24 protein-coding genes and 1 tRNA gene are annotated in these 26988 nt (G+C 59.2%); 24 read left to right on the top strand and 1 reads right to left on the bottom strand.

What is annotated here, in order from left to right:
- Nucleotides 1–109 precede the first annotated feature (109 nt).
- Nucleotides 110–2563 (top strand): phenylalanine--tRNA ligase subunit beta, encoded by a 2454-nt coding sequence (pheT, locus tag BQ9843_RS07940; RefSeq protein WP_075844591.1) that lies wholly within the window; start codon nt 110–112, stop codon nt 2561–2563.
- A gap of 94 nt (nt 2564–2657) precedes the next feature.
- Nucleotides 2658–3479 (top strand): hypothetical protein, encoded by an 822-nt coding sequence (locus tag BQ9843_RS07935; RefSeq protein WP_075844590.1) that lies wholly within the window; start codon nt 2658–2660, stop codon nt 3477–3479.
- A 103-nt stretch (nt 3480–3582) separates the two neighbouring features.
- On the opposite strand, the gene pyk is transcribed toward BQ9843_RS07935, so the two are convergent.
- Entirely contained in the window at nt 3583–5043 is a 1461-nt protein-coding gene (pyk, locus tag BQ9843_RS07930) for a pyruvate kinase (RefSeq protein ID WP_022386863.1), read from the bottom strand.
- Nucleotides 5044–5554: 511 nt separating this feature from the next.
- On the opposite strand from pyk, the gene BQ9843_RS07925 reads away from it, so the two are divergent.
- The 22 genes from BQ9843_RS07925 to BQ9843_RS07820 all read left to right on the top strand — a co-directional run bounded on the left by BQ9843_RS07925 (nt 5555) and on the right by BQ9843_RS07820 (nt 26945).
- Nucleotides 5555–8236 (top strand): cation-translocating P-type ATPase, encoded by a 2682-nt coding sequence (locus tag BQ9843_RS07925; protein ID WP_075844589.1) that lies wholly within the window; start codon nt 5555–5557, stop codon nt 8234–8236.
- 9 nt (nt 8237–8245) lie between these two features.
- The gene (rsgA, locus tag BQ9843_RS07920; RefSeq protein WP_230205641.1) at nt 8246–9424 is read left to right on the top strand and encodes a ribosome small subunit-dependent GTPase A; all 1179 of its coding nucleotides are present in this window, start codon (nt 8246–8248) and stop codon (nt 9422–9424) included.
- A gap of 337 nt (nt 9425–9761) precedes the next feature.
- Complete coding sequence (gene cpaB / locus BQ9843_RS07915) at nt 9762–10427, top strand: Flp pilus assembly protein CpaB (RefSeq protein ID WP_075844588.1); 666 nt, start codon at nt 9762–9764, stop codon at nt 10425–10427.
- Nucleotides 10424–12046 carry a CpaE/TadZ family protein gene (locus BQ9843_RS07910; RefSeq protein ID WP_075844587.1) on the top strand — a complete coding sequence of 541 codons (1623 nt, stop codon included), beginning with the start codon at nt 10424–10426 and terminating at the stop codon, nt 12044–12046. The genes cpaB and BQ9843_RS07910 overlap by 4 nt, the downstream gene beginning before the upstream one ends.
- The gene (locus BQ9843_RS07905; RefSeq protein WP_075844586.1) at nt 12043–13389 is read left to right on the top strand and encodes a TadA family conjugal transfer-associated ATPase; all 1347 of its coding nucleotides are present in this window, start codon (nt 12043–12045) and stop codon (nt 13387–13389) included. The genes BQ9843_RS07910 and BQ9843_RS07905 overlap by 4 nt, the downstream gene beginning before the upstream one ends.
- A 146-nt stretch (nt 13390–13535) precedes the next feature.
- A complete protein-coding gene (locus BQ9843_RS07900) occupies nt 13536–14279 on the top strand; it encodes a type II secretion system F family protein (protein WP_075844585.1) in 744 nt (247 codons plus the stop codon).
- A 206-nt stretch (nt 14280–14485) separates the two neighbouring features.
- The gene (locus BQ9843_RS07895; protein ID WP_230205652.1) at nt 14486–14902 is read left to right on the top strand and encodes a type II secretion system F family protein; all 417 of its coding nucleotides are present in this window, start codon (nt 14486–14488) and stop codon (nt 14900–14902) included.
- An 11-nt stretch (nt 14903–14913) separates the two neighbouring features.
- The gene (locus tag BQ9843_RS07890) at nt 14914–15138 is read left to right on the top strand and encodes a class III signal peptide-containing protein (protein WP_143327649.1); all 225 of its coding nucleotides are present in this window, start codon (nt 14914–14916) and stop codon (nt 15136–15138) included.
- 3 nt (nt 15139–15141) lie between these two features.
- A complete protein-coding gene (locus BQ9843_RS07885) occupies nt 15142–15624 on the top strand; it encodes a hypothetical protein (RefSeq protein WP_075844584.1) in 483 nt (160 codons plus the stop codon).
- 7 nt (nt 15625–15631) lie between these two features.
- A complete protein-coding gene (locus BQ9843_RS08800; RefSeq protein WP_075844583.1) occupies nt 15632–15868 on the top strand; it encodes a hypothetical protein in 237 nt (78 codons plus the stop codon).
- The gene (locus BQ9843_RS07875; protein WP_083648015.1) at nt 15786–16346 is read left to right on the top strand and encodes a TadE/TadG family type IV pilus assembly protein; all 561 of its coding nucleotides are present in this window, start codon (nt 15786–15788) and stop codon (nt 16344–16346) included. The genes BQ9843_RS08800 and BQ9843_RS07875 overlap by 83 nt, the downstream gene beginning before the upstream one ends.
- Entirely contained in the window at nt 16309–18411 is a 2103-nt protein-coding gene (locus BQ9843_RS07870; protein WP_230205640.1) for a hypothetical protein, read from the top strand. The genes BQ9843_RS07875 and BQ9843_RS07870 overlap by 38 nt, the downstream gene beginning before the upstream one ends.
- Complete coding sequence (locus tag BQ9843_RS07865) at nt 18408–18869, top strand: hypothetical protein (protein WP_075844581.1); 462 nt, start codon at nt 18408–18410, stop codon at nt 18867–18869. The genes BQ9843_RS07870 and BQ9843_RS07865 overlap by 4 nt, the downstream gene beginning before the upstream one ends.
- Nucleotides 18866–19234 (top strand): DUF192 domain-containing protein, encoded by a 369-nt coding sequence (locus BQ9843_RS07860; protein WP_195906641.1) that lies wholly within the window; start codon nt 18866–18868, stop codon nt 19232–19234. Before BQ9843_RS07865 ends, BQ9843_RS07860 begins: the two co-directional genes overlap by 4 nt.
- 129 nt (nt 19235–19363) lie before the next feature.
- Nucleotides 19364–19436, top strand: a tRNA-Phe gene (locus BQ9843_RS07855).
- 75 nt (nt 19437–19511) lie between these two features.
- Nucleotides 19512–20576, top strand: a complete 1065-nt coding sequence (locus BQ9843_RS07850; protein WP_075844580.1) for a glycoside hydrolase family 5 protein — start codon at nt 19512–19514, stop codon at nt 20574–20576.
- Nucleotides 20577–20603: 27 nt separating this feature from the next.
- Nucleotides 20604–21485: a 16S rRNA (cytidine(1402)-2'-O)-methyltransferase gene (gene rsmI / locus BQ9843_RS07845; RefSeq protein ID WP_075844579.1), complete on the top strand. Its 882-nt coding sequence runs from the start codon at nt 20604–20606 to the stop codon at nt 21483–21485.
- 120 nt (nt 21486–21605) lie between these two features.
- Nucleotides 21606–23213, top strand: a complete 1608-nt coding sequence (gene metG, locus BQ9843_RS07840) for a methionine--tRNA ligase (protein ID WP_075844578.1) — start codon at nt 21606–21608, stop codon at nt 23211–23213.
- A gap of 124 nt (nt 23214–23337) precedes the next feature.
- Nucleotides 23338–23925, top strand: a complete 588-nt coding sequence (locus tag BQ9843_RS07835) for a metal-dependent phosphohydrolase (RefSeq protein WP_022386880.1) — start codon at nt 23338–23340, stop codon at nt 23923–23925.
- A 44-nt stretch (nt 23926–23969) separates the two neighbouring features.
- Nucleotides 23970–24830: a 16S rRNA (adenine(1518)-N(6)/adenine(1519)-N(6))-dimethyltransferase RsmA gene (gene rsmA / locus BQ9843_RS07830; RefSeq protein ID WP_075844577.1), complete on the top strand. Its 861-nt coding sequence runs from the start codon at nt 23970–23972 to the stop codon at nt 24828–24830.
- Complete coding sequence (locus BQ9843_RS07825; protein WP_075844576.1) at nt 24820–25758, top strand: TatD family hydrolase; 939 nt, start codon at nt 24820–24822, stop codon at nt 25756–25758. Before rsmA ends, BQ9843_RS07825 begins: the two co-directional genes overlap by 11 nt.
- Nucleotides 25759–25976: 218 nt before the next feature.
- Nucleotides 25977–26945: a PHP domain-containing protein gene (locus BQ9843_RS07820; protein WP_083648010.1), complete on the top strand. Its 969-nt coding sequence runs from the start codon at nt 25977–25979 to the stop codon at nt 26943–26945.
- The last annotated feature ends 43 nt before the right edge of the window (nt 26946–26988 follow it).

Raw genomic sequence — 26988 nt, 5'->3', positions numbered from 1 at the left:
TCTGCCGCACTTGGGAAAGCCGTATACCTGGTTGATTGTTCTAGTTGATTTTGTCTTCGCTGCTGTAATTCACTCCCATGCGTATGGGTTAGATAAAAAGGAGAGCTAAATGCGCGTTTCGTACGACTGGCTCAAGACTATGATCGATGTGCCCGAGAGCCCCAAGGAGCTTTCGGACGAGTATATTCGCACCGGTACCGAGGTCGAGGCTATCGACGTTGTAGGCGAGAGCTTTGACCATGTGGTCACGGCTCAGGTGCTCGAGAAAACGCCACATCCCGATAGCGACCACATGTATGTGTGTAAGGTCTCTGTGGGCGATAAAAACGTCGACGCCGAGGGCAACCCCGAGCCGCTGCAGATTGTTTGCGGCGCCCAGAACTTCGAGGCCGGAGACCATATCGTGACCGCCATGATTGGCGCCGAGCTGCCCGGCGGCATCAAGATCAAGAAATCCAAGCTCCGCGGCGTCGCGAGCTTTGGCATGAACTGCTCGGCGCGCGAGCTGGGCATCGGCGGCGACCACGCAGGCATCATGATCCTGCCCGAGGATGCTCCCGTTGGTATGCCCTTTGGCGAGTACTACGGCTCGTCCGATACCGTGCTTGATTGCGAGATCACGCCCAACCGCCCCGATTGCCTGTCCATGATTGGCATGGCGCGCGAGACGGGTGCCATCTTCGATCGCGATTACCACGTGGAGCTGCCCGCTATTAAATCCGAGACCGGCCGTGCCACGGCAGACGAAATTTCCGTCGAGATTGCCGACGAGGGACTGTGCGATCGCTATGTCGCTCGTATCGTACGAAACGTGAAGGTTGGGCCCTCGCCCGATTGGATGGTCAAGCGCCTGAGTGGCCTGGGCATTCGTCCGCATAACAACATCGTCGACATCACCAACTACGTGATGATGCTCACCGGTCAGCCGCTTCATGCCTTTGACCTCTCTACTTTTGCCGAGCACGATGGCCGTCGCTCCGTGGTGGTGCGCGCTGCCAAACAGGACGAGACGTTCCAGACCCTCGACGGCGAGAAGCGCGTGCTCGACGCCGGTATGGGTCTCATCACCGATGGCGAGCGCCCGGTGGCTCTCGCGGGCGTCATGGGCGGTATGGACTCCGAGATTACCGACGCGTCGGTGGACGTGTTGGTAGAGAGCGCCTGCTTCAACGCCGGCCGCACCAGCCATACAAGCCGCGACCTCTCGCTTATCTCCGATGCCTCTATTCGCTTTGAGCGTCAGGTGGACGAGACGGGCTGCGTCGACGTTGCCAACGTGGCGTGCGCCCTCATTGAGGAGCTCGCCGGCGGCGAGGTTGCCCCCGGCTATGTGGACGTGTATCCCGCGCCCAAGACTATCGATTCCATCACTTTGCGCTATCAGCGTGTTCTCGATATCTGCGGCGCTCCTATCGAGCGTGACTTCGTGGTGCGTTCGTTGACGCGTTTGGGCTGCACGGTCGAGGAGGCGGGCGAGGATTACCTGGTCACGCCTCCGAGCTTCCGACCCGATCTTCCGCGCGAGATTGACCTTATCGAAGAGGTTTTGCGCCTGTGGGGCATGGGTCGCGTGGAGGCCACGATCCCCGCTGCCAAGAATCACATTGGCGGCCTGACGCACGAGCAGCAGCTTACGCGCAAGGTTGGCCAGATTCTGCGTGCCTGCGGTCTTAACGAGACCACGACCTTTGGCTTTGCTGCCCCGGGTGACCTCGAGAAGATCCATATGTCCGCCGATGGTCGCGGTGTGCCTGTCGTGCTCATGAATCCGCTGGTTGCCGAGCAGACCGAAATGCGCCGTTCGCTTCTTCCCGGCCTGTTGCAGTCTGTTGCCTACAACGAGGCCCATGGCACGACCAACGTGCACCTGTATGAGATCGGCACTCTTTTCCATGGCCGCGAGAACGCGAGCCTGCCGCGCGAGACGCAGTCCGTGGCAGGTGTGCTTACGGGTTTCTGGACCGATCAGACCTGGAATAACACTGTTGATAAGCTGCGCTTCTTTGCCGGTAAGGGCATTGTCGAAGAACTTCTTGAGCAGCTGCGCGTCCCTAAGGTGCGCTTCCGCGTGGCCGAGGGCGAGGGCTATGACTTCTTGCAGCCGGGCCGTGCCGCCGAGGTCCTTTCTGGCGGTACCGTGCTGGGTTGGGTGGGCGAGATTCACCCCGAGGCGCGCGAGGCCATGGATATCGATCAGATTGTGGTTGCCTTCGAGCTTGATCTTGACAAGCTTATCAAGGGAGCGCATAACCAGGAGAACTATCATGAGTTCTCGCCATTCCCGGCCGTTCAACACGACCTCGCTATCGTTGTTCCCGACGAGGTGACCTGCGAAGACCTGCTGCAGCGCATCACGAGTGCCGGCGGCAAGCTGCTCGAGAGCGTGCGTCTGTTCGACGTTTACCGCGATCCCATTCGCGTGGGCGTGGGCAAGAAGTCCATGGCGTTCTCGCTGACGTATCGCTCCGACGACCATACGCTCACGAGCGACGAGGTCGAGCGCGCGCACGGCAAGATCGTCACCAAACTGTGCAAGGCAACGGGCGGCGAGGTTCGCAGCTAGTCCGGCATATGTTGCGATAGATGTATTTGGAGCACCCTGAATTTAGGGTGCTCCCTTGTTTTCCTGCGGACATGCTGATTGAGAGGTAGCTTTCTTGCCAAGTTGGAACATACATATCGCCGAGGCCGAAAAGCTCCTTGCACGCGACGGCTCCGTGGCGGCACTCGTGCGCGATCGCAATGCCTTCTTGTTTGGCAGCGTGGTTCCCGATGTCCCCGTGGGCTATATGGTGCCGGATATTGCCGACCCCATCCCGTATCGCATCACGCATTTTGCCGAATCTGAGCCTATCCCTAAGCCGCGTGCGCATGAGTTTTGGGATGGCTACGTGGTGCCGCTGCTGCATCGCGCTGGCTGCGGCTCATGTGTGGAGACGACCACCATCGCTCAGGAGCGCGAACGCGTGAATCGCGTGCACTATCCGCATCGCTATGATGGCGTGCCGGACCTGCCCGCTGTTTCACCTGCAGAATTCTCGACACAACCCGACGACGTAGAGCAGTCCCTGTTTGACCTTACGCTTGGCACGTGGGTGCACTTGCTTGCTGATAACATCTGGAACACCCGCGTAAACGAATACCTTGCGGCGCGAGGCGGCAAACCCAGTGAGGAATTTCGCATTAAGAAACAGGGCGATTTCGATTGGTTTGGCAAAACGCTACATCTCGAAAGTATCGTGCGCGCTACGCCGCGCCTTACGGCTGCGGCGACTGCCTTTGCACAATATTCCATTTCGAGCGACGATGTGCTCAAGACCGTCGGCGTTATTCACGAGGTAGTGCGCGAGAATTCCGGCCGAGCGGAGCATCCGCCGTATCGTCTGCTTACCGAGGCGTTTTTTAGCGAGACGTTTTCCGAGGTATTGGATACAACGGAGCGGCTTGTTTCCGAGGCACGGCAGAAGATGAGCTGCTAGCTAGAATAGCGGGCGCGGTAAGGCAAAGATCTAAATGAAAAGGGGTCCGGAAGGAATTTCCTTCCGGACCCCTTGCTGCGGGTGCAAGGTATTGCAGGCTCGATTATCGAACCTGGGCCACGTAGGCGACGTTCGTGGAAGAAAACTTGCCCTCCGCCTGGACGCACATGCGCGGATCGCCGGCGGTTGCCACGGTGAGCTCGCCCGGATTGACGTAACCGAGCTCCTTGGCGGTCTCGATTGCCTTCATGATGGTGCCGTTAACGGTACCCTGCGTGATAGCGGCAAGGTGCGGCTGCACACCCCAGTACATGATCATCTGCTGGACGGCCCACTCATGGCGGGAGAATGCGCAGATGGGCATGTTGGGACGGAAGTGCGAAATCAGGCGTGCCGTACGGCCGGTGGTGGTAGGAACGGTGATGCACTTGGCGCCAATGGTGGTAGCCATGTTGACGGCAGAAAGACCCACGACGTTGTTGACGGCGCGCGTGGTCGAAGCGCCCTCGGGCACGACGAGCGGAGCGTGATCAGCCAGGTACTTCTCGGTCTCGAGCGCAATGCTGGCCTGCATCTTCACCGCCTCGACCGGGTACATGCCGGCAGCGGACTCGCCGGAGAGCATGACGGCGTCGGTGCCATCGTAGATGGCGTTTGCGACGTCGGCAACCTCGGCACGGGTCGGACGCGGGTTATGCTGCATGGAATCGAGCATCTGCGTAGCGGTGATGACGGGCTTGTAAGCGTCGTTGCACTTGCGGATGATCTCTTTTTGGATATGCGGCACCAACTGCGGGGCGATCTCGATGCCCAGGTCGCCGCGGGCAACCATGATGCCGTCGGAAGCCTCGAGGATCTCGTCGAAGTTCTCGACGCCCAAAGCACACTCGATCTTGGGGAAGATCGTCACGTGCTCGCCGCCGTTCAGGACACAGAGCTCGCGAATTTCCTCGACTGCCTTACCGTCGCGGATAAAGGAGGCGGCGATGTAGTCGATGCCCTCCTTGAGACCAAAAAGGATGTCTGCGCGGTCGCGCTCGGTGATGGCGGGCAGGCTGATGTTCACGTTGGGCATGTTGACGCCCTTGCGCTCACCGATCTCGCCGCTGTTCTTGACGACGCAGTGGATGTCGTTGCCCTCGACGAACTCGACTTCAAGGCCGACCAGGCCGTCGTCGATCAAAATCGTGGATCCCTTGGTGACTTCTTTGGGGAGGTTGAGGTAATCGAGCGAGATGTGCTCGGCGGTGCCGAGGTTGTCCTCGGTGGTCGGGGCGGCGGTTACGATGATGGGGTCGCCCTCAGTGACAGTGACCTTCTTGTGGTCTTTGAGCAGACCGGTGCGAACCTCGGGGCCCTTGGTGTCGAGCAGGATGCCGACGGGCTGGCCGAGCTCTGCGGCAAGACGGCGCACGCGCTCGATGCGCTCGTGATGCTCCTCGTAGGAACCGTGAGAGAAGTTAAAGCGGGCGACGTTCATGCCGGCCTTGATCATTTCGCGCAACGTATCCTCGTTGTCGCAAGCCGGGCCCATGGTGCAGACGATTTTTGTACGTTTGAACATGCATACCTCCATAGAAGTCTGTGCCGATGCTTCCACTTTAAAAACAGTATACGACAGGATGTTGCTTTCGATTACGAAAGAATCCGAAACTTACAAACTCTCCTACCTGCAGAAATAATAAATGAAACGAAAGAAATTAGCTTCGTTATGACGAACGTTCGCTGAGAAGAAAGGAGCGCGTACGCAGGGGAAACGGGTCTGGGGGTATCGAGGCGACCTGGATGCGCTCGAGCCGCCAAGGAATGCAGGCTTTCGGAATAATACGGTACAAATAGCGCAACAAAACGATGTTTGCCCTGCGTTAGGCTTCGATAAAGAAATGTCGATGAAATTGCGGAGCCTGGACGATGTCTGCCGCTCGGCACAGCGCGTCTTCGACCTTTTGGGTACTATAAGGGGACTGCAAATCGCTGCTAAGCATGGCAGCCTTGATGAGCCCTTGCCCTTCTCCTGGGAATTATGATCGGGCATCAATCTGCTTGGCAGCTCAATCATCCCAGGAGGGGAATCTATGCAACGTGAATACTTGGCCGACGCCAAGGACGTGCTCGATGCGCAGGCAACGAGTGCTGAGGACGGCCTGACCTCTGCTGTCGCTGCCGACAGGCTGCGCCAGACAGGCCCCAACAAACTTGACGAAGCGGCTCCTGTTCCGCTGTGGAAGCGCTTCTTTGAGCAGATGGCAGACCCTATGGTCATCATGCTTATCGTGGCGGCTGTCATCTCGGCCCTTACCGGCATGGTGAAGGGCGAGGCCGATTTTGCCGACGTGATTATCATCATGTTCGTCGTCGTAGTGAACTCCGTGCTCGGCGTTGTGCAGGAGGCGAAGAGCGAAGAGGCTTTGGCTGCCCTTCAGGAGATGAGTGCGGCCCAGTCCAAGGTCATGCGTGACGGCAAGTTGTGCCATCTGCCGAGCGCCGAGCTCGTTCCTGGCGATATCGTGCTGCTCGAGGCCGGCGACTCGGTGCCTGCCGACTGCCGTGTGCTCGAGAGTGTCACGATGAAGATCGAGGAGGCGGCGCTTACCGGAGAGTCCGTGCCTGTCGAGAAGCACGCTCGCACGATTGAGCTTGCCGCTGGTGCCGACGATGTGCCGCTCGGCGACCGCAAGAACATGTGCTATATGGGTTCTACGGTGGTCTATGGCCGCGGTCGCGCCGTTGTGGTGGGAACCGGCATGGATACCGAGATGGGCAAGATCGCCGGCGCCCTCGCCGATGCCAAGGAGGAGCTGACGCCCCTTCAGGTCAAACTGGCCGAGCTTAGCCGTATCCTTACCGTTATGGTTATCGTTATCTGCGTCGTTATCTTTGGCGTGGACATCCTCCGCCATGGCGTGGGCAACGTCATGGCCGATCCCTCGGCGCTGCTCGACACCTTTATGGTTGCCGTCTCGTTGGCCGTTGCCGCAATCCCCGAGGGCCTTGTTGCCGTTGTGACCATCGTGCTTTCGCTCGGCGTGACCAAGATGGCCAAGCGCCAGGCGATTATCCGCAAGCTCTCTGCCGTCGAGACCCTCGGTTGCACGCAAACTATTTGCTCCGATAAGACGGGTACCCTTACCCAAAACAAGATGACCGTGGTCAAGCACGAGCTCGCTGCTCCCGAGGAGAAGTTCCTCGCCGGCATGGCCCTGTGCTCCGATGCTACGTGGGACGAGGAGCTGGGCGAGGCCGTGGGCGAGCCCACCGAGTGCGCGCTGGTAAACGACGCCGGCAAGGCGGGCCTTACGGGCCTTACCACCGAGCATCCGCGTGTGGGCGAGGCGCCGTTCGACTCGGGCCGGAAGATGATGTCCGTTGTGGTGGAGACCCTCGATGGTGCTTACGAGCAGTATACCAAGGGCGCGCCCGACGTTGTTTTGGGCCTGTGCACTCATATATATGAGGGCGATGCCATCGTCGCGCTGACCGACGAGCGCCGCGCGCAGATCGCCGCTGCCAACAAGTCCATGGCCGATGAGGCCTTGCGCGTTCTTGCCCTGGCAAGCCGTTCGTACGACGAGATTCCCGCCGATTGCTCCGCCTCGGCCCTTGAGCACGATATGGTGTTTTGTGGCCTTTCGGGCATGATCGACCCGGTCCGTCCGGAGGCCGCCGCTGCCATCAAGGAGGCTCATGCCGCGGGTATCCGCACCGTTATGATTACGGGTGACCATATCGATACCGCTGTGGCTATCGCCAAGCAGCTGGGTATCGTTACGGATCGCAGCCAGGCCATCACCGGCGCCGAGCTCGATCGCATGAGCGAAGAGGAACTCGACGCCCACATCGAGGACTTTGGCGTATACGCACGCGTTCAGCCCGAGCACAAGACGCGCATCGTCGAGGCGTGGAAGAGCCGCGACCAGATCGTGGCCATGACCGGCGACGGCGTGAACGACGCGCCCTCCATCAAGCGCGCCGATATTGGCATTGGCATGGGTATCACCGGCACCGACGTGACCAAGAACGTTGCCGACATGGTGCTTGCCGACGACAACTTCGCCACCATCATCGGTGCCTGCGAAGAGGGCCGTCGCATCTATGACAACATCCGCAAGGTTATCCAGTTCCTGCTCTCGGCAAACCTCGCCGAGGTCTTTAGCGTCTTTATCGCCACGCTCATTGGCTTTACCATCTTCCAGCCGGTACAGTTGCTGTGGGTGAACCTTGTGACCGACTGCTTCCCGGCGCTGGCGCTTGGCATGGAAGAGGCCGAGGGCGACGTTATGAAGCGCAAACCCCGTAATGCCAAGGACGGTGTCTTTGCCGGTCACATGGGCGTGGACTGCGTTGTTCAGGGCCTGATCATCACCGTACTGGTGCTCGCGAGCTTCTTTGTGGGTGTCTACTTTGATATGGGCTACATTCACATCTCCGATATGATTGCGGGCAATGCGGACGAAGAGGGCGTCATGATGGCGTTCATCACGCTCAACATGGTCGAGATCTTCCATTGCTTCAACATGCGCAGCCGTCGCGCTTCCCTGTTTACTATGAAGAAGCAGAACAAGTGGCTGTGGGCTTCTGCCGCGTTGGCGCTGGTGTTGACGGTAATCGTGACCGTGCAGCCGACGCTCGCCAATATGTTCTTTGGCCCTGTGACGCTTGAGCTTAAGGGCGTTATCGCCGCGCTGGCCCTGGCGTTCCTGATCATCCCCATCGTGGAGATCCAAAAGGCCATCATGCGCGCCATCGAGAAGGAGTAGGAGACACACATGGGCAAGGCAAAGAAGCGCACAGGGTTGTCTCGTCGCTCGCGCGGGATGTCGCGGGAGCAGGCCTGCACTGTCGCCGATTTGCCTGCCCTCGAGTCTTTGCATGACGTTCCCGCGTTTGAGGATATGGGGGCGGATGCTGTTCAGGCTGCCGCGTTCGAAGCGTGGGTTGCCGATGCTGCCCGTCGTGACGAACAGGCTGCCTCCGAGATGCACCTGGGCGTTGTCGTGCGCCTGGATCGCGGGTTTCCGCTGGTAGCCTGCGCAGACCAGACTTTGCGTGCCGAGCATGCCGTGGGTTTTGCCAAGACACGCAGCGACGAGCAGGTGCTTTTGCCCACCGTGGGCGATCGTGTTGTCGTTCGCATTTCTGCCGGCCACGATATGGGCGTTATCGAGCACGTGCTGCCGCGTCACAGCTCCTTTGAACGCTGGCGCGGCAAGAAGCGCGGCGAGCGCCAGGTGCTTGCGGCAAACATCGACGCTATCTTGGTCGTGCAGGCGTTGGGCTCTGTGCGCGATACGCTTGAGCTGGTATGCGACCGCATTGCACGCTCCATGGTGTTGGCGCTCGATTGTGGCGTTGAGCCTGTAATCGTGCTTACCAAGGCTGACCGCTGTGACGATGTCGAGCTCGAGCGCGTGGTGCGGACGGTTCGACAGCTGGTGGGGCCGCAGGTGCGCGTGCTTGTTACGTCTTCGGTAGCAGGACAGGGCGTCGATGAGGTGCGCGCCTGCGTTCCGGCGGGTTCTTGCGCCATGATTTTGGGCGAATCGGGGGCTGGCAAATCGACGCTTCTTAACGCCCTGCTTGGCCATGAGGCGTTGGAGACCGGAGACGTGCGTGAGCGTGATGACGCGGGTCGTCACACCACAGTCGCCCGCGTTATGGTCTCGCTGGGTCACGATGCGGGTGTCATCGCCGATGCTCCGGGCTTGCGCAGTTTGCCGCTTGTCGGTCATGAGCGGGGGCTGGCAAAGATGTTTCCCGAGATTGTCGAGGCAGCTCGTGCCTGTCGCTTTAACGATTGCACGCATACCCATGAGCCGGGATGCGCGGTGTGCGAAGGCGTCGAAGAGGGCGCTATCGAGCGTATTCGTCTCGATGAGTTCCTTTCGCTTGCGCGCGAGATGCGCGTGAGCGCTCAGTCGCTCGATCCAGATATTCATTTGGGGTAGAGCGCGGCTTCGGTTGGCGCACGTGTACATAGCTGAGAAATTGCAAGGCCGCCGTCTTGGCGGCTTTTTTCTTTGCGCGATTGTTTGAAGGGCATCGATGCTGGTCGATGCCCTTTTTTATGTTTGTGGGGCATGTTTGGTGCCCTGGCGCCGCGAAGGTATCGCACAAGTGTCGCGGCATTCTCCCCTCAAATCTAACAAGGCGTGTGAGAAATGGGGGAGAGATTTGTAAGGCCGTGATTTGACTTCTCATATTGATTACGGCGCATGCCAGGTTCCTGAGCACAATCGAGATAGCAAAGACACGGGTCTTTGCTGCAAGCATTGGGGGGTGGCGATGAGAAAGAAGGCGCGTGTTGTCGTAAGCGTTGCTATGGGCTTGCTTGCTGCTGTATTGACCTGCTGGTATGTGACTTCGGTGCGTGAAGAAGCCCAGGTGAGGCAGCGCGAGACGATCGAATCGTACGGGGGAGACGTGACTCGGGTTTGTGTTGCCACCCGTGATATCGAGCCGGGCGAGCGAATCGATGACGGGAGCGTTGCCGTTGAGGATTGGGTTTCGAGTCTGCTGCCCTCGGATGCGTTTACGTCGATGGAGGAAGTCGCCGGAAAGACGGCGACCTCGCGCATACCCAAGCGTGCTGTGGTAAGTGCTGCGTACTTTATCGAGAAACCGGTGGGCTCATTGGAGGTTCCAGACGGAATGGTTGCGGTGTCGGTTGCAAGCGATGAGGAGCATGCCCTGGGCGGGGCGATCAAGGCAGGGGATCGCGTGGATGTCTATGCCTCGCGCGACTCCGTGGCAGACCTGTTGCTTTCGGCGCAGGTGCTCGATACGAGTTCGGAGCGTGTTGGAGGCGCTGCATTGAGCTGGGTAACGCTTGGGGTGGAACCCGAGCGGGTGCCGGAGCTTTTGGCGGTGACCTCTCAGGGGATGGTGACGATTGCAACAGGCGGCGCTTTCTCTTCGGGGGCCGCTTCAGAAAAAGGAGGCACGTCATGAGTTCGGTGTGGCTGCTGTGCGCCGCGAGATCCAATGTGCGCGAACTGACGGAGGAGGTCGAGCGCCGGTGTCCTCGCGCGCAGTTGATGCGCATGGGGTGCGAACAGGGCATATCCGACGTTGCTCGGGTGCTATTGCAGGTGGCGGTGGGGGCGGCTGTCTCGTTTGACGAGCCGGCGACGGCGCAACGCGTTGTGCGCGAGCTTGTTGGCGCGGGCTGGAGCGCTCCGATTGTGGTTCTTGTTGCGCGCAAGGATGCGGAAGCGGCGGCGAACCTGTTTGCCGCGGGCGCTACGGAGGTGATTGCAGCAGAGGGCGCGGCATGTGATTCACCTATATCAAGGGCAGAGACGAAGGATTGTCCCAAAGACGCAGGGGTGGCCGCGTCCCCTGCTGGAACTCATGAAGAAGTAGAAGTGCACCCGGCGGAGGCAGATGAGCTTGGGGATGTGCCCGAATGGCAGATCGACCGTTTTGCGGCTGACCTGGAGGAACCGCCATGGGTCGAGCCGCATGGGGTGACGGGACCGTTTCCCGAAAGCGGGGACAGGGTGTCCCGTGCGCGCGAGGTCGACGAGGCTTCGCACAGCGTGGCGGCGCCGATGGCGGTGCCGGCCTTTGCAAAGATGGCTGTAGGAGATGAACTGCCTGAAGAGGAGGCAATGGGGCCTGATTCGTTGGATGGCAAGCAAGCTCGCGAGCGGGAAGTGGTGTCTTCCGCGCATACGGGCACGGTTCTCGAGGAGAAGATCGCAGCCCCCGTCTCCACCTCTTCTGGCGGGGCGCCGCTTGTCGCGGTCATATCCGGAAGGGGCGGGGTGGGCAAGACCACGTTGACGGCTGCAATGGCGTTTGCTGCGGCGTCGATGGGATTGCGCGCCGCGGTGCTCGATTTGGACCTGATGTTTGGAAATATGTACGACATGGTGGGGATCGATGAGCCAAATGACCTGGCATCTCTTGCTGTGGAAGACCCTGATTTTAAGGGGATTGAGGCTGGCGCTGAGGCAACAGCCATGCGCGTGGCTCCAGGGGTGACCTTGTGGGGGCCGGCGCTTTTGCCCGAGCGCGCCGAATTGCTTTCGGGTCCTGTGGAGCGGCTGATTGGGCTTTTGCGACAAGAAGCGGACATTATCTTTGCCGATACTTCGACGTTTTGGGGTGATAGCGTTGCCTGTGCTGTCGCGCAATGCGATCGCTGCATTGTCGTTGGACAGGCAGGGTGCGCGTCTTCGGCGCTTCGTGCGATTGAGCTGGCAAGCCGAATCGGCGTGGCAAAAACAAAGATGACGTCGGTGTTCAATCGGTTTGGACGCGCAGGCAATCAGGAGGAGCAAGCGCTTCGCTTTGAAATGGCGATCTCGTTGCGTTCTCGCATGCGTGTATCCGAAGGCGGCGATGCCCTGGAGCAAATGCAGGCGTTTGGTCGCTTGGGGGAATTTGTAGCACAGGAGTCTGCGTTTTCCCGTGATGTGACAGAGCTTGTACGTTGTGTGGCAAAGGAGCTCGGTTGCGACATTGGAGCATGGGAGCAGGCTTACCAGGCGCGAACCCAGCAGGCAAACGGGCGCGGGCGCCGACGCTTTTTGCGCAAAAAGCAGCGGGGTGAAAAGTCATGAGCGTGTTGGAGCGCGTTCGACGTGCCGGGTCGATTCCGAGCGCATCTTCGTCCATGCCCTTGCGTTATGCGGAGCTAAAACGAAGCGTAAAGCAAGAGATGCTGGAGCGCGTGGGTTATGACGAGGTGTCGCGAATTGCTGCGGCTGTTTCGTCGGAACGCTCGCGCGAGGAGTTACGCCCGGCAATCGAAGCCGTGCTCAACGCGCGGGAGACGGTCTCGTTGACGGCACAGGAGCAAACGCGGATTGTCCGTGAGATTCTCGATGACGTGGTGGGACTCGGCCCTTTGCAAGAGCTACTAGACGACGACAGCGTGAGCGAGATCATGGTCAACGGGTGCGATGCAATCTTTTTCGAACGCGCGGGAAAGCTCTATCCGATGCGCGACGTATTTGCAGACGATGAACAAATTCGCGTGATCATCGACCGGATTATCTCGCCATTGGGCCGCCGTATCGATGAGCGGAGTCCTATCGTGAACGCTCGCCTCCCAAGCGGGTATCGCGTGAATGCAGTGATTCCGCCCATTGCAATTGACGGGCCAGTGCTCACGATTAGGAAATTTTCTGACCGGATTACCTCTTTGGGCGAGCTGGTGGAATTGGGCTCTTTGCCCTCGTGGTATGCGCAGCTGCTTTCTTGCGCGGTTTCGTTGCGGCAAGATTTGGCGGTTGCCGGCGGCACGGGATCGGGTAAGACCACGCTGCTCAATGCCCTTTCCTGCGAGATTGATTTGGCTGAGCGCATCGTGACCATCGAGGATTCTGCGGAGCTTAAATTTGCGCGTCATCCCCATGTAGTGCGCCTGGAGGCTCGCACGGAGTCGATAGAAGGCAAAGGAGAGGTGAGCATCAGGCAGCTGGTGGCAAATGCGCTGCGTATGCGCCCCGATCGTATCGTGGTGGGTGAGGTGCGCGGCGAAGAGTGCATTGACATGCTGCAGGCCATGAATACGGGCCACGATGGCTCGCTCACCACATTGCATGCGGGTACGGCGCGCGAGGTGATTGTGCGCCTAACGCTGCTTTCTCGTTACGGCATCGATCTTCCGGGTGATCTGATTGAGGAGCAGATCGCCATGGCGCTTGATGGGATCGTTATGTCGCAGCGCATGCCGGATGGACGGCGCTTCGTGTCGTCGTTTACGGGCGTGACACGCGCCCCGGAAGGCGGCGTGCAGCTAGAGGAGTATGTCTCGTTTGATCCGGCGACAACAACCTGGTTGCTCTTGCGAGAGCCGCCGTTTATTGCAGAGGGAGTGCGCTCTGGCGCGATTGCTCGGGAGGAGGTCGAGCGATGGAGATCCTTGTGTCCGCGGGGAGCGGAGCCCTCGTATGCCTAAGCGTTTGGATAGCGCTTGGGACAACTGCCGGTGAGCCTGCTCTTGCACGGGGATCGAAGCCGTCTTTGTTGCGTGCGTGGTGCCGGTCCTTGGGGTCGTTTGGTCTTGCGCGACGGCTGAGATTGCTCCCGGGGGTGGAAGGGGCGGTGAGTGAGATTGGGGAGCTCTCATGCCGCGGCAAGCGTCCCTTTGCACTGTATTCGTTTACCGAGCGCCTGGGCGCTTTTGTGCTGGTTATCTTTGCAGCTGGGGTGCTCGGTCTTCTCTTGGCGTGGTCGCCATGGGGCGTGCTGTTTGCGATTGTACCCCCGGTTGTTTTGTGCTTGGTGCGCTCTCGTCGTTTGCGCGATCGCGCAAGAAGACTTGAAGTTGCCATGCCAGAGGCTTTTGGCTCCCTTGCTATCTCGCTTGCTTCGGGCTATTCGCTTCCACAGGCGATGCGATTTGTCGGGGCACGTTCGGCGGAACCTATTCGGACGGAGTTCATGCGCGTCTCGTTTGCAGTGAACTGCGGTGTGCCTGCAACAGAGGCGCTCGATGCCATGCTCGAACGTCTCGATGCCCCTGGCCTTGAGCTTGTTGTTTTGGCTCTCAAGGTATCCAAGCGCACGGGAGCCCCTTTGGGGGAGTTGCTGCGCGAAGCGGCCCAGCTGTGTCATGAGCGACTGGAGCTCAAACGCATGCTGGATGTAAAGACGTCGCAGGCGCGCATGTCTGCCCGGCTTGTTGCGGGGATGCCGGCGGCGATGGTCGCGTTTTTGACACTGCTGTCGACGGATTTTAGGGCAGGTCTTGCAACGACCGTGGGGGCAATGTCGATCGCTGTGGCGTTGACGCTCAACGCCGGCGCTTGGGTGGCTATTCGAAAGATCATGCATGTGGAGGTGTAGGCAACGTGTCGGTGGATGCTGCGATGTTGCTGCTTGTGGGTAGCGCATGGGGCGCATGCGTTTGGACGGTAGGTGGTCTTATGCCGTCTGATGTTCGGCGGTGGTTGCTGGCCTTGCGTTCGAGGGCCATTGCGTGCGGGAAGCGCGCGGCGTCTATGAAAAGTGGTGCGAAGAGCGAAAAAACCTCGCTCTCGGATGTGTCCGAGATGACAGATATCGTGCGTCTGGGTTTGCTGGCAGGGCTTTCTTTTGATGCTGCGCTCGAGATGTACTGCGCGAACAAGACGGGCCTGCTTTCGCGCTCGCTGGCTCGCGCCCGCATGTGCTGGCAGACGGGTATGGCTTCGCGCGAGGATGCCCTTGCCGAGGTCGCCCGGGTGACGCATGTGCGTCAACTCGAATCGTTTGCTGCGGCGGTTGGACAGGCGCATGTGCTTGGTGCCCCTCTTGCCGATACGCTCGCTCGCCAGGGAATCGAGATGCGAAGCGCCCATAGGGCAGATGTCGAACGCCAGATCGAGCGCGCTCCCGTCAAGCTGCTTGTGCCCACGGGGACGCTGATATTGCCTGCTTTGTTGCTGTCCATATTGGGTCCGCTGCTTGCCGCGAGCGGAATGATCTAAGGAGGAAAGAGATGGGGCATTGGTTTGAGAACACGAAGCAAAGACTGTATTTCTTGGTACAGAAGGCCGCGAGCACGGTTCGCATCGTTGCAAACGAGCGCAGCGCGCAGGGGACGACGGAGTACGCCATTCTTGTTGGCGTATTGGTGGTGATTGCCATTTTGGCCATCGTTACGTTTCGCGGCAAGGTGACCGAACTATGGGATGCAATCGCATCGGGAATTAACAGTCTGTAGATCATGAGGTCATCTTCCCGTCGCATTTTGTGGATCGCGCTTGCGTTAACGCTGGTTTCGGTGTCACTTCTTTTGATTGTGCAAAGACAAGATAAGAAGCCATCGTCTGCTGGTGTCGAGCTTTCCGAAGAAGAGCAGCAGGCGGTGCGAGAAATTCAAAACGTCCAGACAAAAGAAAGCTCACGCGCGACGTTTCTCGATGATTTGCAGGCACAGGAATCGGTTGGGGCAGAAGGGCAATCGCGTGCGGTGATCTGGCGGGAAGAGTCTGACGTGCCGCAAAGTGCGGCAGCTGCGCTCGAAGCGTATCGGGCACAGGGCGCAGGCAAGCTTATGTGCGGTGGCTACATGGACATCAAGGGAAATGTATGGGGCGGCATCGTTATGTCTCGTACATGGGTCGACATCATCTATGTCACAAGCACCGAGGACGGTGCCGCCAGTACGCTGCGTATCGTGCGCCTGTCTGCCGAGAACGTGGGGTGAGGTGCATATGGATGAAATGGCGCGGTCATCATGCGAAACGAAGCGCTGTAAGAAGGTGCTTTGCGAGACATCGGCGCAAGCGGCGCTGGAATATGCGCTTACGGTGTTCGCACTTTTGGCGATCGTCTTGGCACTGGGGCTACTGTGGCGTGCGGGGCAGGATGGAACCTTGGCAACGTTGGTGGAGGCGGCGGCATCGCACGGCTTTGACGCGGGAGGGCTTATCGACATCTCCTTGTATTGAGTCGGTACGCGAGTGCTCCGCTCAGGCGACGGTGGAGGCCGCATTGCTGCTGCCCTCGTTTCTCATTCTTTTGCTGCTGATGATCCAACCGGTATGCCTGCTATATACGCGAGCGGTTATGGAATCGGCAGCTTCGAGTGCAGCACGAATCATAACTACGTCGGGGGAAGACGCCGACGAGGCGTGCCGCGCGTTTGTGCTCCGCAGGCTTCAGGCCGTGCCCAATGTGTCCATCTTTCACGAGGGAGGGCCCCTTTCGTGGGATATCGAGTTTGGGCATGCGAATGGCGAAGGGGTCTCGCGCGTGAAGATTCGCGGCGTTGCCAAACCCCTGCCGATTCTTGGTGCATTTGTAAGTGCGTTTGCAGCCGGTGAGCCCCAAGGAAACGTGGCGATTGAAGTGGAGGTGCTATATGCATCGCGCCCAGAATGGCTGGAGGGTGATTACGAAACGTGGATTTCCTCATGGGGAGCGTGAGGAGCGGGCAGATGCCGATTCGCAAAGCGGTTTGTGCGCAATCGACCTGTTCGTCACGGAGGAGGGCGCCTATACGACAGTGGCATCTGCGGTGGCGATGCTCGTCGTGCTCGCTCTGCTTTTCTCGGCCGTCTCGGCGGTATGGAGTCTATCACGCAGCGCGGATGTGCAAGCAGTTGCCGATAGTGCGGCGCTTGCGGGGTCAAACGTCGTGTCGTCCTATCACACGGCGGCAACGGTTGTCGATGCGAGTATTGCAAGTTTGGGTTTTGCGGGCCTTGCGATAACGGGAACAGGACTTGTCGCGCTGCTCATACCGGGTGCTCGCTCTCAGGGAGTGAAGGCGATTGATGCCGGGCTGCGCATTTTGGACATGAGAAACGACTTCGCGCGTTCTGCTTCGAAAGGGTTAAAGACGCTCGAGGCATCGCTGCCGTATCTTGTTGCGGCAAATGCAACGCGCCTGTGCGCGGAGAGCAAAACGGATGCAATGGTGTATACCGGTACAGCGCTTGCGGTGCCCTTTGCCTCGGCATCCGAGTTTCCCGCGCTTGAAGGTGAGGGTGTCAATCTTGAGGCGTTGAGCGAGGCGGCGTCGGATCTGGATAAAACCGCGAGCGAGCTCGAGGATGCATCGCGCGAGACGGCGCAGGCAAGGAAACGAGCCTGGATTGCCGACTGCGGCCGCGAGGGCCATAACATGCAGGAGCGCGCGTCAAGCTTGACGGGTCTTTCGCCCCAGCAGAACCCAGATTATGCTTCGAGTGTGGCCTGGAGCCCAGAGGTTGGCATCGCGCGCACGAAGGCTTATTACCAGTGGCGCTTGGATCACGAGAAGCCCGACGGCACGAGCGTCGAGGCGGCGGTCGATTCCGCAGCGAGAAGTGCGTTTTACCGATATGCGCTCGATGCGTTTGAGCCTGCTCAGGTTGTTGAGTATGACGGGAGTGTGGTCTCCACGGTTCCATTGCTGCCCCGCAACAAGCAGGAGATTAAGCAGACGGCCCTTTATACCCAGGCTTTGTGGCTCACAACGTATGAGCCCGAGGGGCAAACAATCCATTATGGTGTCGACTGCCCTGGTGCGACAGGGGCAGCGGGCCCCGTTATTTCGCTATCGGCGGCGGATGGTGGCCAGGCGCGCACGTGCGCAGTATGCCATTTTGGCACGAGCGATATGGGGAAGACCCCTGCGGCTTCGACCTCTATCGACAACGGATATGAATACCATTTGCGTGAGTACACCCTTGCGCTTAACGAATATGTTGACTGCCGAAGTCGAGAGCTCGAATTGGAACAAAAGGTGCAAGCCCAGGCAGGGGAGGCGGGAGATTCGTTTGAGGAGGCGCTTTCGGCGCTTTCCTCTAAGCGTCCGCGCATTGCGCCGCCCGGTCGATTTGGCTGTGTGGCGGCGGTCATCTGTGGTGAGATTGAGGCACCCGATGCGCTTGATACATCGTTTGCGGCGAGCCCCTCGCTGGGATCGCGCGCAGCCGTCTCCGCTTCTGCGTTGGCAAAGGACCCGGCAACACGGGAGAACAACGTGCTCTCTCAGTTCTTCTCTACGGTGGAGGAGCGAAGCTCTGATCAGGGGCCGGTGGGCCTCGTGGGGAGCGTCATGGACTTGTGGGGAAGCCTGCTTGTTTCATATGGCGATATGGCTTCTGGGCTGAATTCGGCGTTTGATGGACTGACCTCGAAGCTCGATGGGATGGGCCTTGGCCCGGTTGGCTCTTGGCTCAAAGGCCGCCTGACCGATGCCGTTCGCGCATTGGGTTTAGAACCGGTGGACTTGAGCCTTCGAAAGCCGGTGCTTGTCGATTCTGCCAAAGTGATTGAAAAGGCCGATATTCCTGCCGTGGCACAGGTTCAAAAGGCGGTACGTTCGATTCCCTTGAGCTCGACGGATCCGCGAGCGCTCATGCAGGCCTTGGGCTATCAGGTGGGGGAGTACATCGCGCAGCAGGAGTTTACGATCGCGGAGATTCCCCTTCCCGGTGGCGGGTCGATTCCGCTCACCATACGTTTGCGTGACATCGCGGGCGCTGCAGGAGGCGACAGATGATGCCTTGCATATTGAGGGAGAAGCGCGCGCAGGCGACGGTCGAGATGGCGGTTGTGGCGCCGGTGATGATTATCTTGGCGCTTATCGTCTACAACCTCATGCAGTTTGCCTGTGCGGTAGCTCGCTTTGATCGCGTGGCACCAGATGTCGTGCTGGCGCAAGGGGTGTCTCCCCAAGGCGATGCCACCTTGGGTAAAACCGCGACGGTGGAAACTGCATTGCAAGAGGCGATGGGCCCTTATACGGTGCGGGTGGCGGTGACAAGCGAGGCGGATGAGGCGTCGGGCACGGAGCTGCTTTCGCTTGTTGCTGCGCCACGGCGGTATCACTGCGAGATGACCTTCGAGCCCTGGCCGCAGAACATCGCGATTGCGGGCGTTGCGTTGGGGTCGCCTCTTCAGCTTAAGCATGAACGAACAGTGGTGATCGACCCATGGAGGCCGGGGGTGGTCTTGTGAGGTTGCTCCGAACGCGAGGGGAGACCGATTGGCTTTTGCAGGAAGTGGACCCGGTGTTGCGCATCCTTGGTTGGGAAAACGTGCGCGTGGTCATGGCGCAGACCTTTTTCGAGCGTCTCTTGGGGCTGCTCGCTCCTGTCTATCGGGCGGGCATGCGCGCCGACGGGGTTGCCATTGTCTTCCCATGTTGTTCTTCGGTACACACATGGTTCATGAAGCGGGACCTCGATATCGTCTTTCTGGATCGCAAGGGTGCCATGCTGCGTGTCTACTGGGGCGTGAAGCCGGGGCGTCTGATTTTTTGTTCTGGTGCGAGTTTGGCGATCGAGCGCGTATCGACTAAAGAGTTCCCAGGTCAAGAGTAGAAGACTTGCGCCTGTCTTGCGATTGCGGAATCCCAAGACAGGCATTTTTCAAAAAAGTTGGGTTTTGCCGCTTGACCCCTATCTTCGATTTGGTATAGTAATCGAGCTGTCGTTCGCGACAGACATAGTGGCCAGATAGCTCAGTTGGTAGAGCAGCGGACTGAAAATCCGCGTGTCGAGGGTTCGACTCCCCCTCTGGCCACCCTTCGAATTGTGAAAAGCGTTCGGCATCGAGCCGGGCGCTTTTTTTTATCGCTCCGTTCGATAGGGGGTCGGTATGGCAGAGAGAATTCACGGCGTCAACCTTTCCGGCTGGTTTATCCCCGAGACGTGGGTCTCGCCTTCGCTCTTTGCGGCGACGGGCGCCGCCAACGCGCTTGAGCTGCAACGCGCGTTGGGCCCGGCGGTGTATAGCGAGCGCCTGCGCCATCATTTCGAGACCTTTATCACCGAAGATGATTTTCGCCGCATCGCCGCAATCGGTTTCAATTCGGTGCGCATTCCCGTACCCTGGCATGTCTTTGGCGCTCGGGAGGATGCGTTCACGAATATCCCCGCAATCGACTATGTGGACCGCGCGATTGAGTGGGCCGAGAAATATGAGCTAAGCGTTTTGCTTTCCCTGGCAACGGTGCCCGGCGGCCAAGGGGATTCCAACGAGAGTCCTACGACCCCCGAGAGCACGGCGGACTGGCATTCCTCTAAAAACGGGCGTCACGTTGCACTTACTACGCTCGAGAAGCTGGCCGCTCGCTATGGGTCTGCCGCGTCCTTGCTGGGAATCGAGTTGCTGGACTCGCCTGTGGTGAGCGTTCGCAAGAACATCTTTACCATGACGGATGGCATTCCCGCTCACTACCTGCGCAATTTCTATCGTGATGCCTACGCGCTCATGCGCGTGCATATGCCCGAGGAGAAGGCCATCGTGTTTTCTGCTTCGGGGCATCCGGACCTATGGAAGGGTTTTATGCGCGGCGGCAAGTACAAAAACGTCGTGATGGACCTCCACTTGTATCACTATCGCGATGAATCGGCTTGCGACATCACGTCCCCCAAGGGCATATCGCAGGCGATTGCGCGTAACAGGAAGCTATTGCGCGAAGCCGCTTCTACCGGTTTCCCCATTCTGGTGGGTGAGTGGTCGGCTGCCGCCGTACTTTCGAGCGCGAGCATGACCCCCGAAGGCCGCGCTGCCTATGAGCGCGTGTTCGTATCGAGCCAGCTGGCGAGCTTCGACGCTGCATGGGGCTGGTACTTCCAGGCATGGAAGACCGAGAAGCGCATTCCCGCGTGGGATGCTCGTGTGGCGCTTGCGCCGCTTGAGCGTGCGATGATCGACTGACGGTAAAGAGAAGAGGTAGCGCATCTTATGAGCGGATGCCTGTATATGGTGGGCACGCCCATCGGCAACCTGAGCGATATGAGCCCGCGCGTGGCAGAGGCCTTTCGTGCCGCGGACGCCATCTGTTGCGAAGATACTCGCGTGACGTCCAAGCTTTTGGCGCATCTTGGTATATCCAAGACGCTTATTCGCTGCGACGAGAACGTTATCGTCCAGCGCGCTCCCGAACTCGTTGATCGCTTGCTGGCAGGCGAGACTTTGGCGTTTGCCTCCGACGCAGGCATGCCGAGCGTTTCCGATCCGGGCCAGGTCCTCGTTGACGCTGCTCGCGATGCGGGCGTCGAGGTGCAGGTGATTCCCGGCCCCTCTGCCTGCGTGACCGCCTTGGTGGCGAGCGGTATCTCCTGCGAGCATTTTTTCTTTGAGGGGTTCTTGCCGCGTAAACACGGAGAACGTGTGCGTCGTCTAAGCGAGCTCGCGTGTGTTCCCGGTGCCTTGCTTTTTTACGAGTCGCCCCATCGTGCAGCCGCCTCGCTCCAGGCGATAGCCCAGGTGTTCCCCAAGCGCCGAGTGGCGCTTTGCCGCGAGCTTACCAAACTGTACGAAGAGGTCTTGCGCGACAAAGCCCCGGCGTTGTTGGAAACGGTTCTTGCGCGCGGCGAGATGCGCGGCGAGATGGTCATTGTCGTGGCACCTCCCGATTCCGACGAGATGACGGGCATTGCGGTGCAGGTGGATGCTCCCGACCAGCAGGAACTTTTGGCAGAAGACATCGCTTGCGCCCTTGAGGCTGAGGAACCCGCCTCTGCTATAGCCAAGCGTCTGTCGCAAAAGTACTCCCTGCGCAAGCGCGAAGTGTATGCGCGCGTTCTTGCCATGCAAGAAGAGCAGAATGCTGTCGCACGCTAAAGCTTTTGTTCAACACCATCTGCACCTGCGCATATGTCGCAGTTTGCGCTACAATGACCTGCGGCTCATTCGCCTGCGGGGCACCATACGCCGCCGCACGTTCGTAAAAGAGGTTCATCTATGGCAGACAAGCCCTCCTTCTTCATCACCACGCCCATCTACTACGTGAACGCCGATCCACACCTGGGAACGGCCTACTCCACGATCCTTGCCGACGTGCAGGCGCGCTATCGCCGCGCTGCCGGCTATAACGTCAAGTTCCTTACCGGCATGGACGAGCATGGCGAGAAGGTGGCCGAGGCTGCCGAGAAGCACGGCATGACTCCTCAGGAGTGGACCGACAGCCAGGCTCCGCACTTTAAGGATCTGTGGAATGAGCTCGAGATTTCAAACGACGACTTTATCCGTACCACCGAGAAGCGTCAGCATGACGCCGTTCAGTACCTGTGGGAGCGCATGAAAGAGTCGGGCTACCTGTATAAGGGCAGCTACGACGGCTGGTACTGCGTGCCCGATGAGACCTACTTCACCGAGACGCAGGTCGAGAAGGGCGACGAGGAGTATGGCAGCCAGGGTCAGCATCTGTGCCCCGATTGCCATCGTCCGCTCGAGCGCGTGCAGGAGGAGTCCTACTTCTTCAAGCTTTCCGCGTTCCAGGACAAGCTGCTCAAGCTCTACGATGAGCATCCCGATTTTGTTCAGCCCGATTTCCGCATGAACGAGGTGCGCTCGTTTGTCGAGGGCGGCCTGAATGATCTTTCCGTCTCGCGCACGAGTTTTGACTGGGGCATTCCCGTCCCCTTTGACGAGGGCCATGTCACCTATGTGTGGTTCGACGCCCTGCTCAACTATATGACCTCGGTGGGTTACGGCGTCGATACGCCGGAGGCCAAGGCCGAGTTTGCCTATCGTTGGCCCGCGCAGTTCCATATCGTGGGCAAAGACATCATCCGCTTCCACTGCGTGATTTGGCCTGCCATGCTCATGGCTATCGGCGAGTCCCTGCCCGAGCACGTTTTTGCTCACGGCTTCCTCATGGTGCGCAACGAGGAGACCGGCAAGGGCGAGAAGATGTCCAAGAGCCGCGGCAACGCTATCGCTCCGCGCGAGGTCATCGACATGCTCGGCGTCGAGGGTTACCGCTACTATTTCATGACCGACGTTGTTCCGGGTACGGATGGCGCCATCAGCTTTGATCGTATGCAGCAGGTCTACAATGCCGACCTTGCTAACAGCTGGGGCAACCTCATTTCCCGTTCGCTCAACATGAGCGCCAAGTACTTCGATGGCTGCGCCCCCGCGCGTCCTGCCGATGCCGCCGCGTTCGCAAACCCGCTGGCGCAAATCGCCGAGGGCCTCTACGATCGCTACGCTGCCTGCATGGACAAGGTCGATTACGTGGGCGCTAAGGATGCTGTCATGGAGCTTATCCATGCTGCTAACCACTACATCGAGGATTGTGAGCCCTGGGGCTTGGCAAAGGACGAGGCCAAGCATGACGAGCTTGCGTTTGTGATCTACAACCTCCTCGAGGCGATTCGTATCGCAGCCCACCTGCTGGCTCCGTTTATGCCGCAGACGAGCGCGGAGGCTCTGCGTCGTATCGCTTGCGCCGATGAGGCCCAGTGCGACGACCTGCGTGCTGCGTGCGCGTGGGGCGGTCTTGCCGGCGGTGCCCCCGTGGAGAAGGGCGACCCGCTGTTCCCGCGTCTTCAGGCCGACAAGTAAACGCCCACGGCCGTTTGCCATCACGCGATGTCGCGCCCCCGAGTGATCGGGGGCGCTTTTTATGCGTACTTGCATGAAGAGAAGTAAAATCATGCGAGATACGTGCCGAAAGTAGGAGATGTATATGATTCCTTCGCCGCAAGAAGCCTACGAGCTGCTCAAGCAGTACAACTCCGACCCGTTCCACCTGGCGCATGGGCGTATTGTGGGCGAGGTCTTGCGCTGGTACGCCGCAGATATGGGCCACGCGGAGGAGGCTGACCTGTGGCAGACCGTGGGTACGCTTCATGACTTGGACTTTGAGATGTGGCCCGACGAGCACTGCGTGCGCACAGAGCAGCTCATGCGCGAGGCAGGCATCGACGAGGCTGTGGTGCGTGCTTGCTGCAGCCATGGATGGGGCCTCACGGGCACGCCTTATGAGCCTGAATCCGATCTTGAAAAGGTCTTGTTTGCGGCCGACGAGCTCACCGGCTTGATTGGCGCTGCGGTGCTGATGCGTCCCTCCAAGAGCGTTGATGATCTGACGGTCAAATCGCTCAAGAAAAAGTTCAAGGATAAGAAGTTTGCCGCCGGCTGCTCGCGTGAGGTTATTGCTCAAGGTGCCGAGCGCCTGGGCTGGGATCTTTCCGAATTGATGGAAAAGACTATCGAGGCCATGAAGGCGAGTCCCTCTGCCCCTCATGGTGAGGAAGCTGCGGACTCCGAATAACACGCGCGCCATACCTGCGCTCCGACGAGAATGAGGATACTTTCATGACGCAATCGCCGCTTGCAAGCGCTTCTGCCACGCGCCAGCTCCTTGAAGAGTTTGGCCTTGCAACAAAGCATCGCCTGGGTCAGAACTTTTTGATCGACAATCATGTAATCGAGCGCATTTGCAACCTTGCAGAGCTCGATGGAAGCGAGTGCGTGCTCGAGGTGGGGCCGGGCATTGGCACCCTCACTTTGGCGCTTACTCAGGAGGCATCGCGCGTGGTCTCTATTGAGGCCGACTCCGAGCTGGAACCGGTGTTGGCATCGCACGAGTACGATACCGATAATTTCCGCTTTATTATGGGCGACGCCCTTAAAGTGACGCCGGAGCAGATTGCGCAGGTAGCAGAAGGCGAGCCTACGGTCTTTGTGGCAAACCTGCCCTATAACGTTGCCGCGACGATTATCTTGCAGTTCTTCCAAACCATGCCTGCGCTCAAGCGCGCGGTGGTGATGGTTCAAAAAGAGGTTGCCGATCGCATCGCCGCAGCTCCTGGCAACAGAACATACGGCGGCTATACGGCAAAGCTCGGACTCTATGGCACAGTGACGGGGCGCTTTGAGGTGCCGCCGCGCTGCTTTATGCCTGCCCCGCATGTCGATTCTGCTGTGGTGCGTATCGACCGCGTGGACATGGCACTGCCCGACGGTCTGGGCGAAGAACAGGTGGCGCGCGTGATCGATGCCGCCTTTGCCCAACGCCGTAAGACCATTCGCAATTCCATGAGCGCAAACGGGTTTGAGAAAGACGTGCTCGATGCCGCCTTCGCCGCCGCCGGCATCGCGCCCACGACGCGTGCGGAGACGCTTGCAACCACCGATTTCATCGCGCTCGCCCAGGAGCTTGAACGTGTTCGATAGCATTAACCCGCCGACATTCATCAAAAAGAAAAAGACCGTCGAGGCGCCTGAGCCGTGGGCCCCTTTGTACGACACCCATGCGCATCTGCTCTCGTTTTGGGACAAAGACCCGCTTGAGTGTTTGAGGCGTGCCCGCCGTGCCGGCGTGGACGCCCTGGTGACGCTCATCGATCCCGTGGGCGACAAGATGGACCCCGCTGCTTTTTCGCAGTGGCTGCGCACATCGATTGTCGAGGCCGTACCGGCAGGGGAGATTCCTACTCTCAAATATCTGGCGGGTGTGCACCCGTATGGTGCGCTCGATTATACGGACGATATCCATGCGCGCATCGAAGCGGCACTCGCCGATCCTCTCTGTGCGGGCATCGGCGAGATTGGTCTTGATTATCACTTCGATGCCGAAGACGATGTGTCGCCGTGCGACCACGACGTGCAGATGGCGTGCATGGCTCGTCAGCTTGAACTTGCCCGTGCGCATAACGTGCCGGTCGAGCTGCATCTGCGCCACGAAGCTTCCGACGAACAGCGTACATCTCATGTGGATGCCGAACGCGTCTTGCGCGAAGTGGGCATACCGCAGGCGGGATGCGTGCTCCATTGCTTTGGCGAGGACCGTGCCACGATGGAGCGCTTTTGCGATCTGGGATGCTATATCGCCTATGGCGGAGCGGCTACGTTCAAGCGCAATACCGAGGTTCGCGAGGCCTTTGCGGCAACGCCTCTCGATCGTCTGCTTTTTGAGACCGACTGCCCCTATATGGCACCCGAGCCCATTCGCGGCCTTGAATGCGAGCCCGCGATGATCGGCCTTACGGCCCGGGCTCTCATCAACAATCGCGTTGACCGTACGGGAGAATCTGCCCAGGTTATTGCGCAAGCAGCGTGGGATAACGCCCAGCGTCTTTTTGCCGATCGCCCGGCCGTCTAGTCTCGATTCTTAGCACGTTATCCCGTTTGCTGGCATAAGGTTGCCGATACGTTTACAAACCGTTGCTTCTATGAAGCGTGGGGGATGGAACGTACGCATGCCAAGCTCACACGGGGGCTGTAGGCTCGGCATCTTTTTATAATGCGCGGGCAATCGAATTGTCTACCCGCGCGGCAACGGTGTAGGATTGCCTCAACCATCACGAGAGGGAGGGTTCTATGTCTAAGAAAAAGCCTTGTGAGCTTAAAGGAACCGCAGGCGCGATTGCGGCTATTCCGTATCGTGAGCCGCAGCAGGCAGATAATCATTGCCTTGAGGGCTCATGGGACCTGCATACCCATTCGACGTTCTCGGACGGCGAATATACGGTGGAGGAGCTTATCGAGCAGGCACGTGCGTGCGGATTGGCACGTATTGCCATCACCGATCACGATAGCGTGTCTCAGCTATCCTTCATTCGCGATCGAGCGCGCGCCCTCAACTTCCCGGTGCTTGCGGGGTGCGAGGTCTCGGCTGTCAATCCCAAGACCGGCAAGAAGGTCCACATTCTGGCGTATGGTCTTGAGGTTACGCCCGACGGCTCGGGTCCGCTTGAGCGCATCGTTGCCCAAACGCAGTACTTGCGCACGGCGAACAGCCTGTGGCAGGCTTGGCGCCTCAAGCAGGCAAACGTTGAGTTTTCGGGCAAACAGCTCTCCATCGATGAGGTCTGTGAGGTTGCCGCCCAAAGTACGAGCGTCTACAAGACGCATATCATGCAGGCGCTGACGGGCCGCCCTAAAAACGACCCGGATTATCAGTTCTGCTGGGATGTGTTCTTCAAAAAGGACGGTATCGCCGCGCGTTCCATCGAGTATCCCAAGGTAAAAAAGGTTGTGCGTGCCATTCGTGAGCAGGGCGGCGTGCCGGTGCTTGCCCACCCGGGTCAAAAAGATTCGTGGTCTGCCATCCCTGATTTGATTGCCTGCGGTCTTATGGGCATCGAGGCATATCATCCTTCGCATACTCCTGAAGATGTTGATCGCGCCTTTGAGGCGGCAGAGCGTTTTGGCCTATTCGTTACCGGCGGCAGCGATTTCCATGGCCGCTACAGCTCGGCTCCTTGCTTGGGTACTGCGTACCTGGCGCCGCAAGAGGCCACCGAGCGCCTGAATGCCCTTTTCGAGATTGAGCAAACGTTGCAATAGGATTGGGCTTTCGGCGCCATCGACCATTCAAAGCGTGATGTAA

Source organism: Collinsella bouchesdurhonensis, assembly GCF_900155365.1.
In the GTDB taxonomy this organism is placed as follows: domain Bacteria; phylum Actinomycetota; class Coriobacteriia; order Coriobacteriales; family Coriobacteriaceae; genus Collinsella; species Collinsella bouchesdurhonensis.
This window is presented reverse-complemented; position numbering and strand designations above follow the sequence as displayed.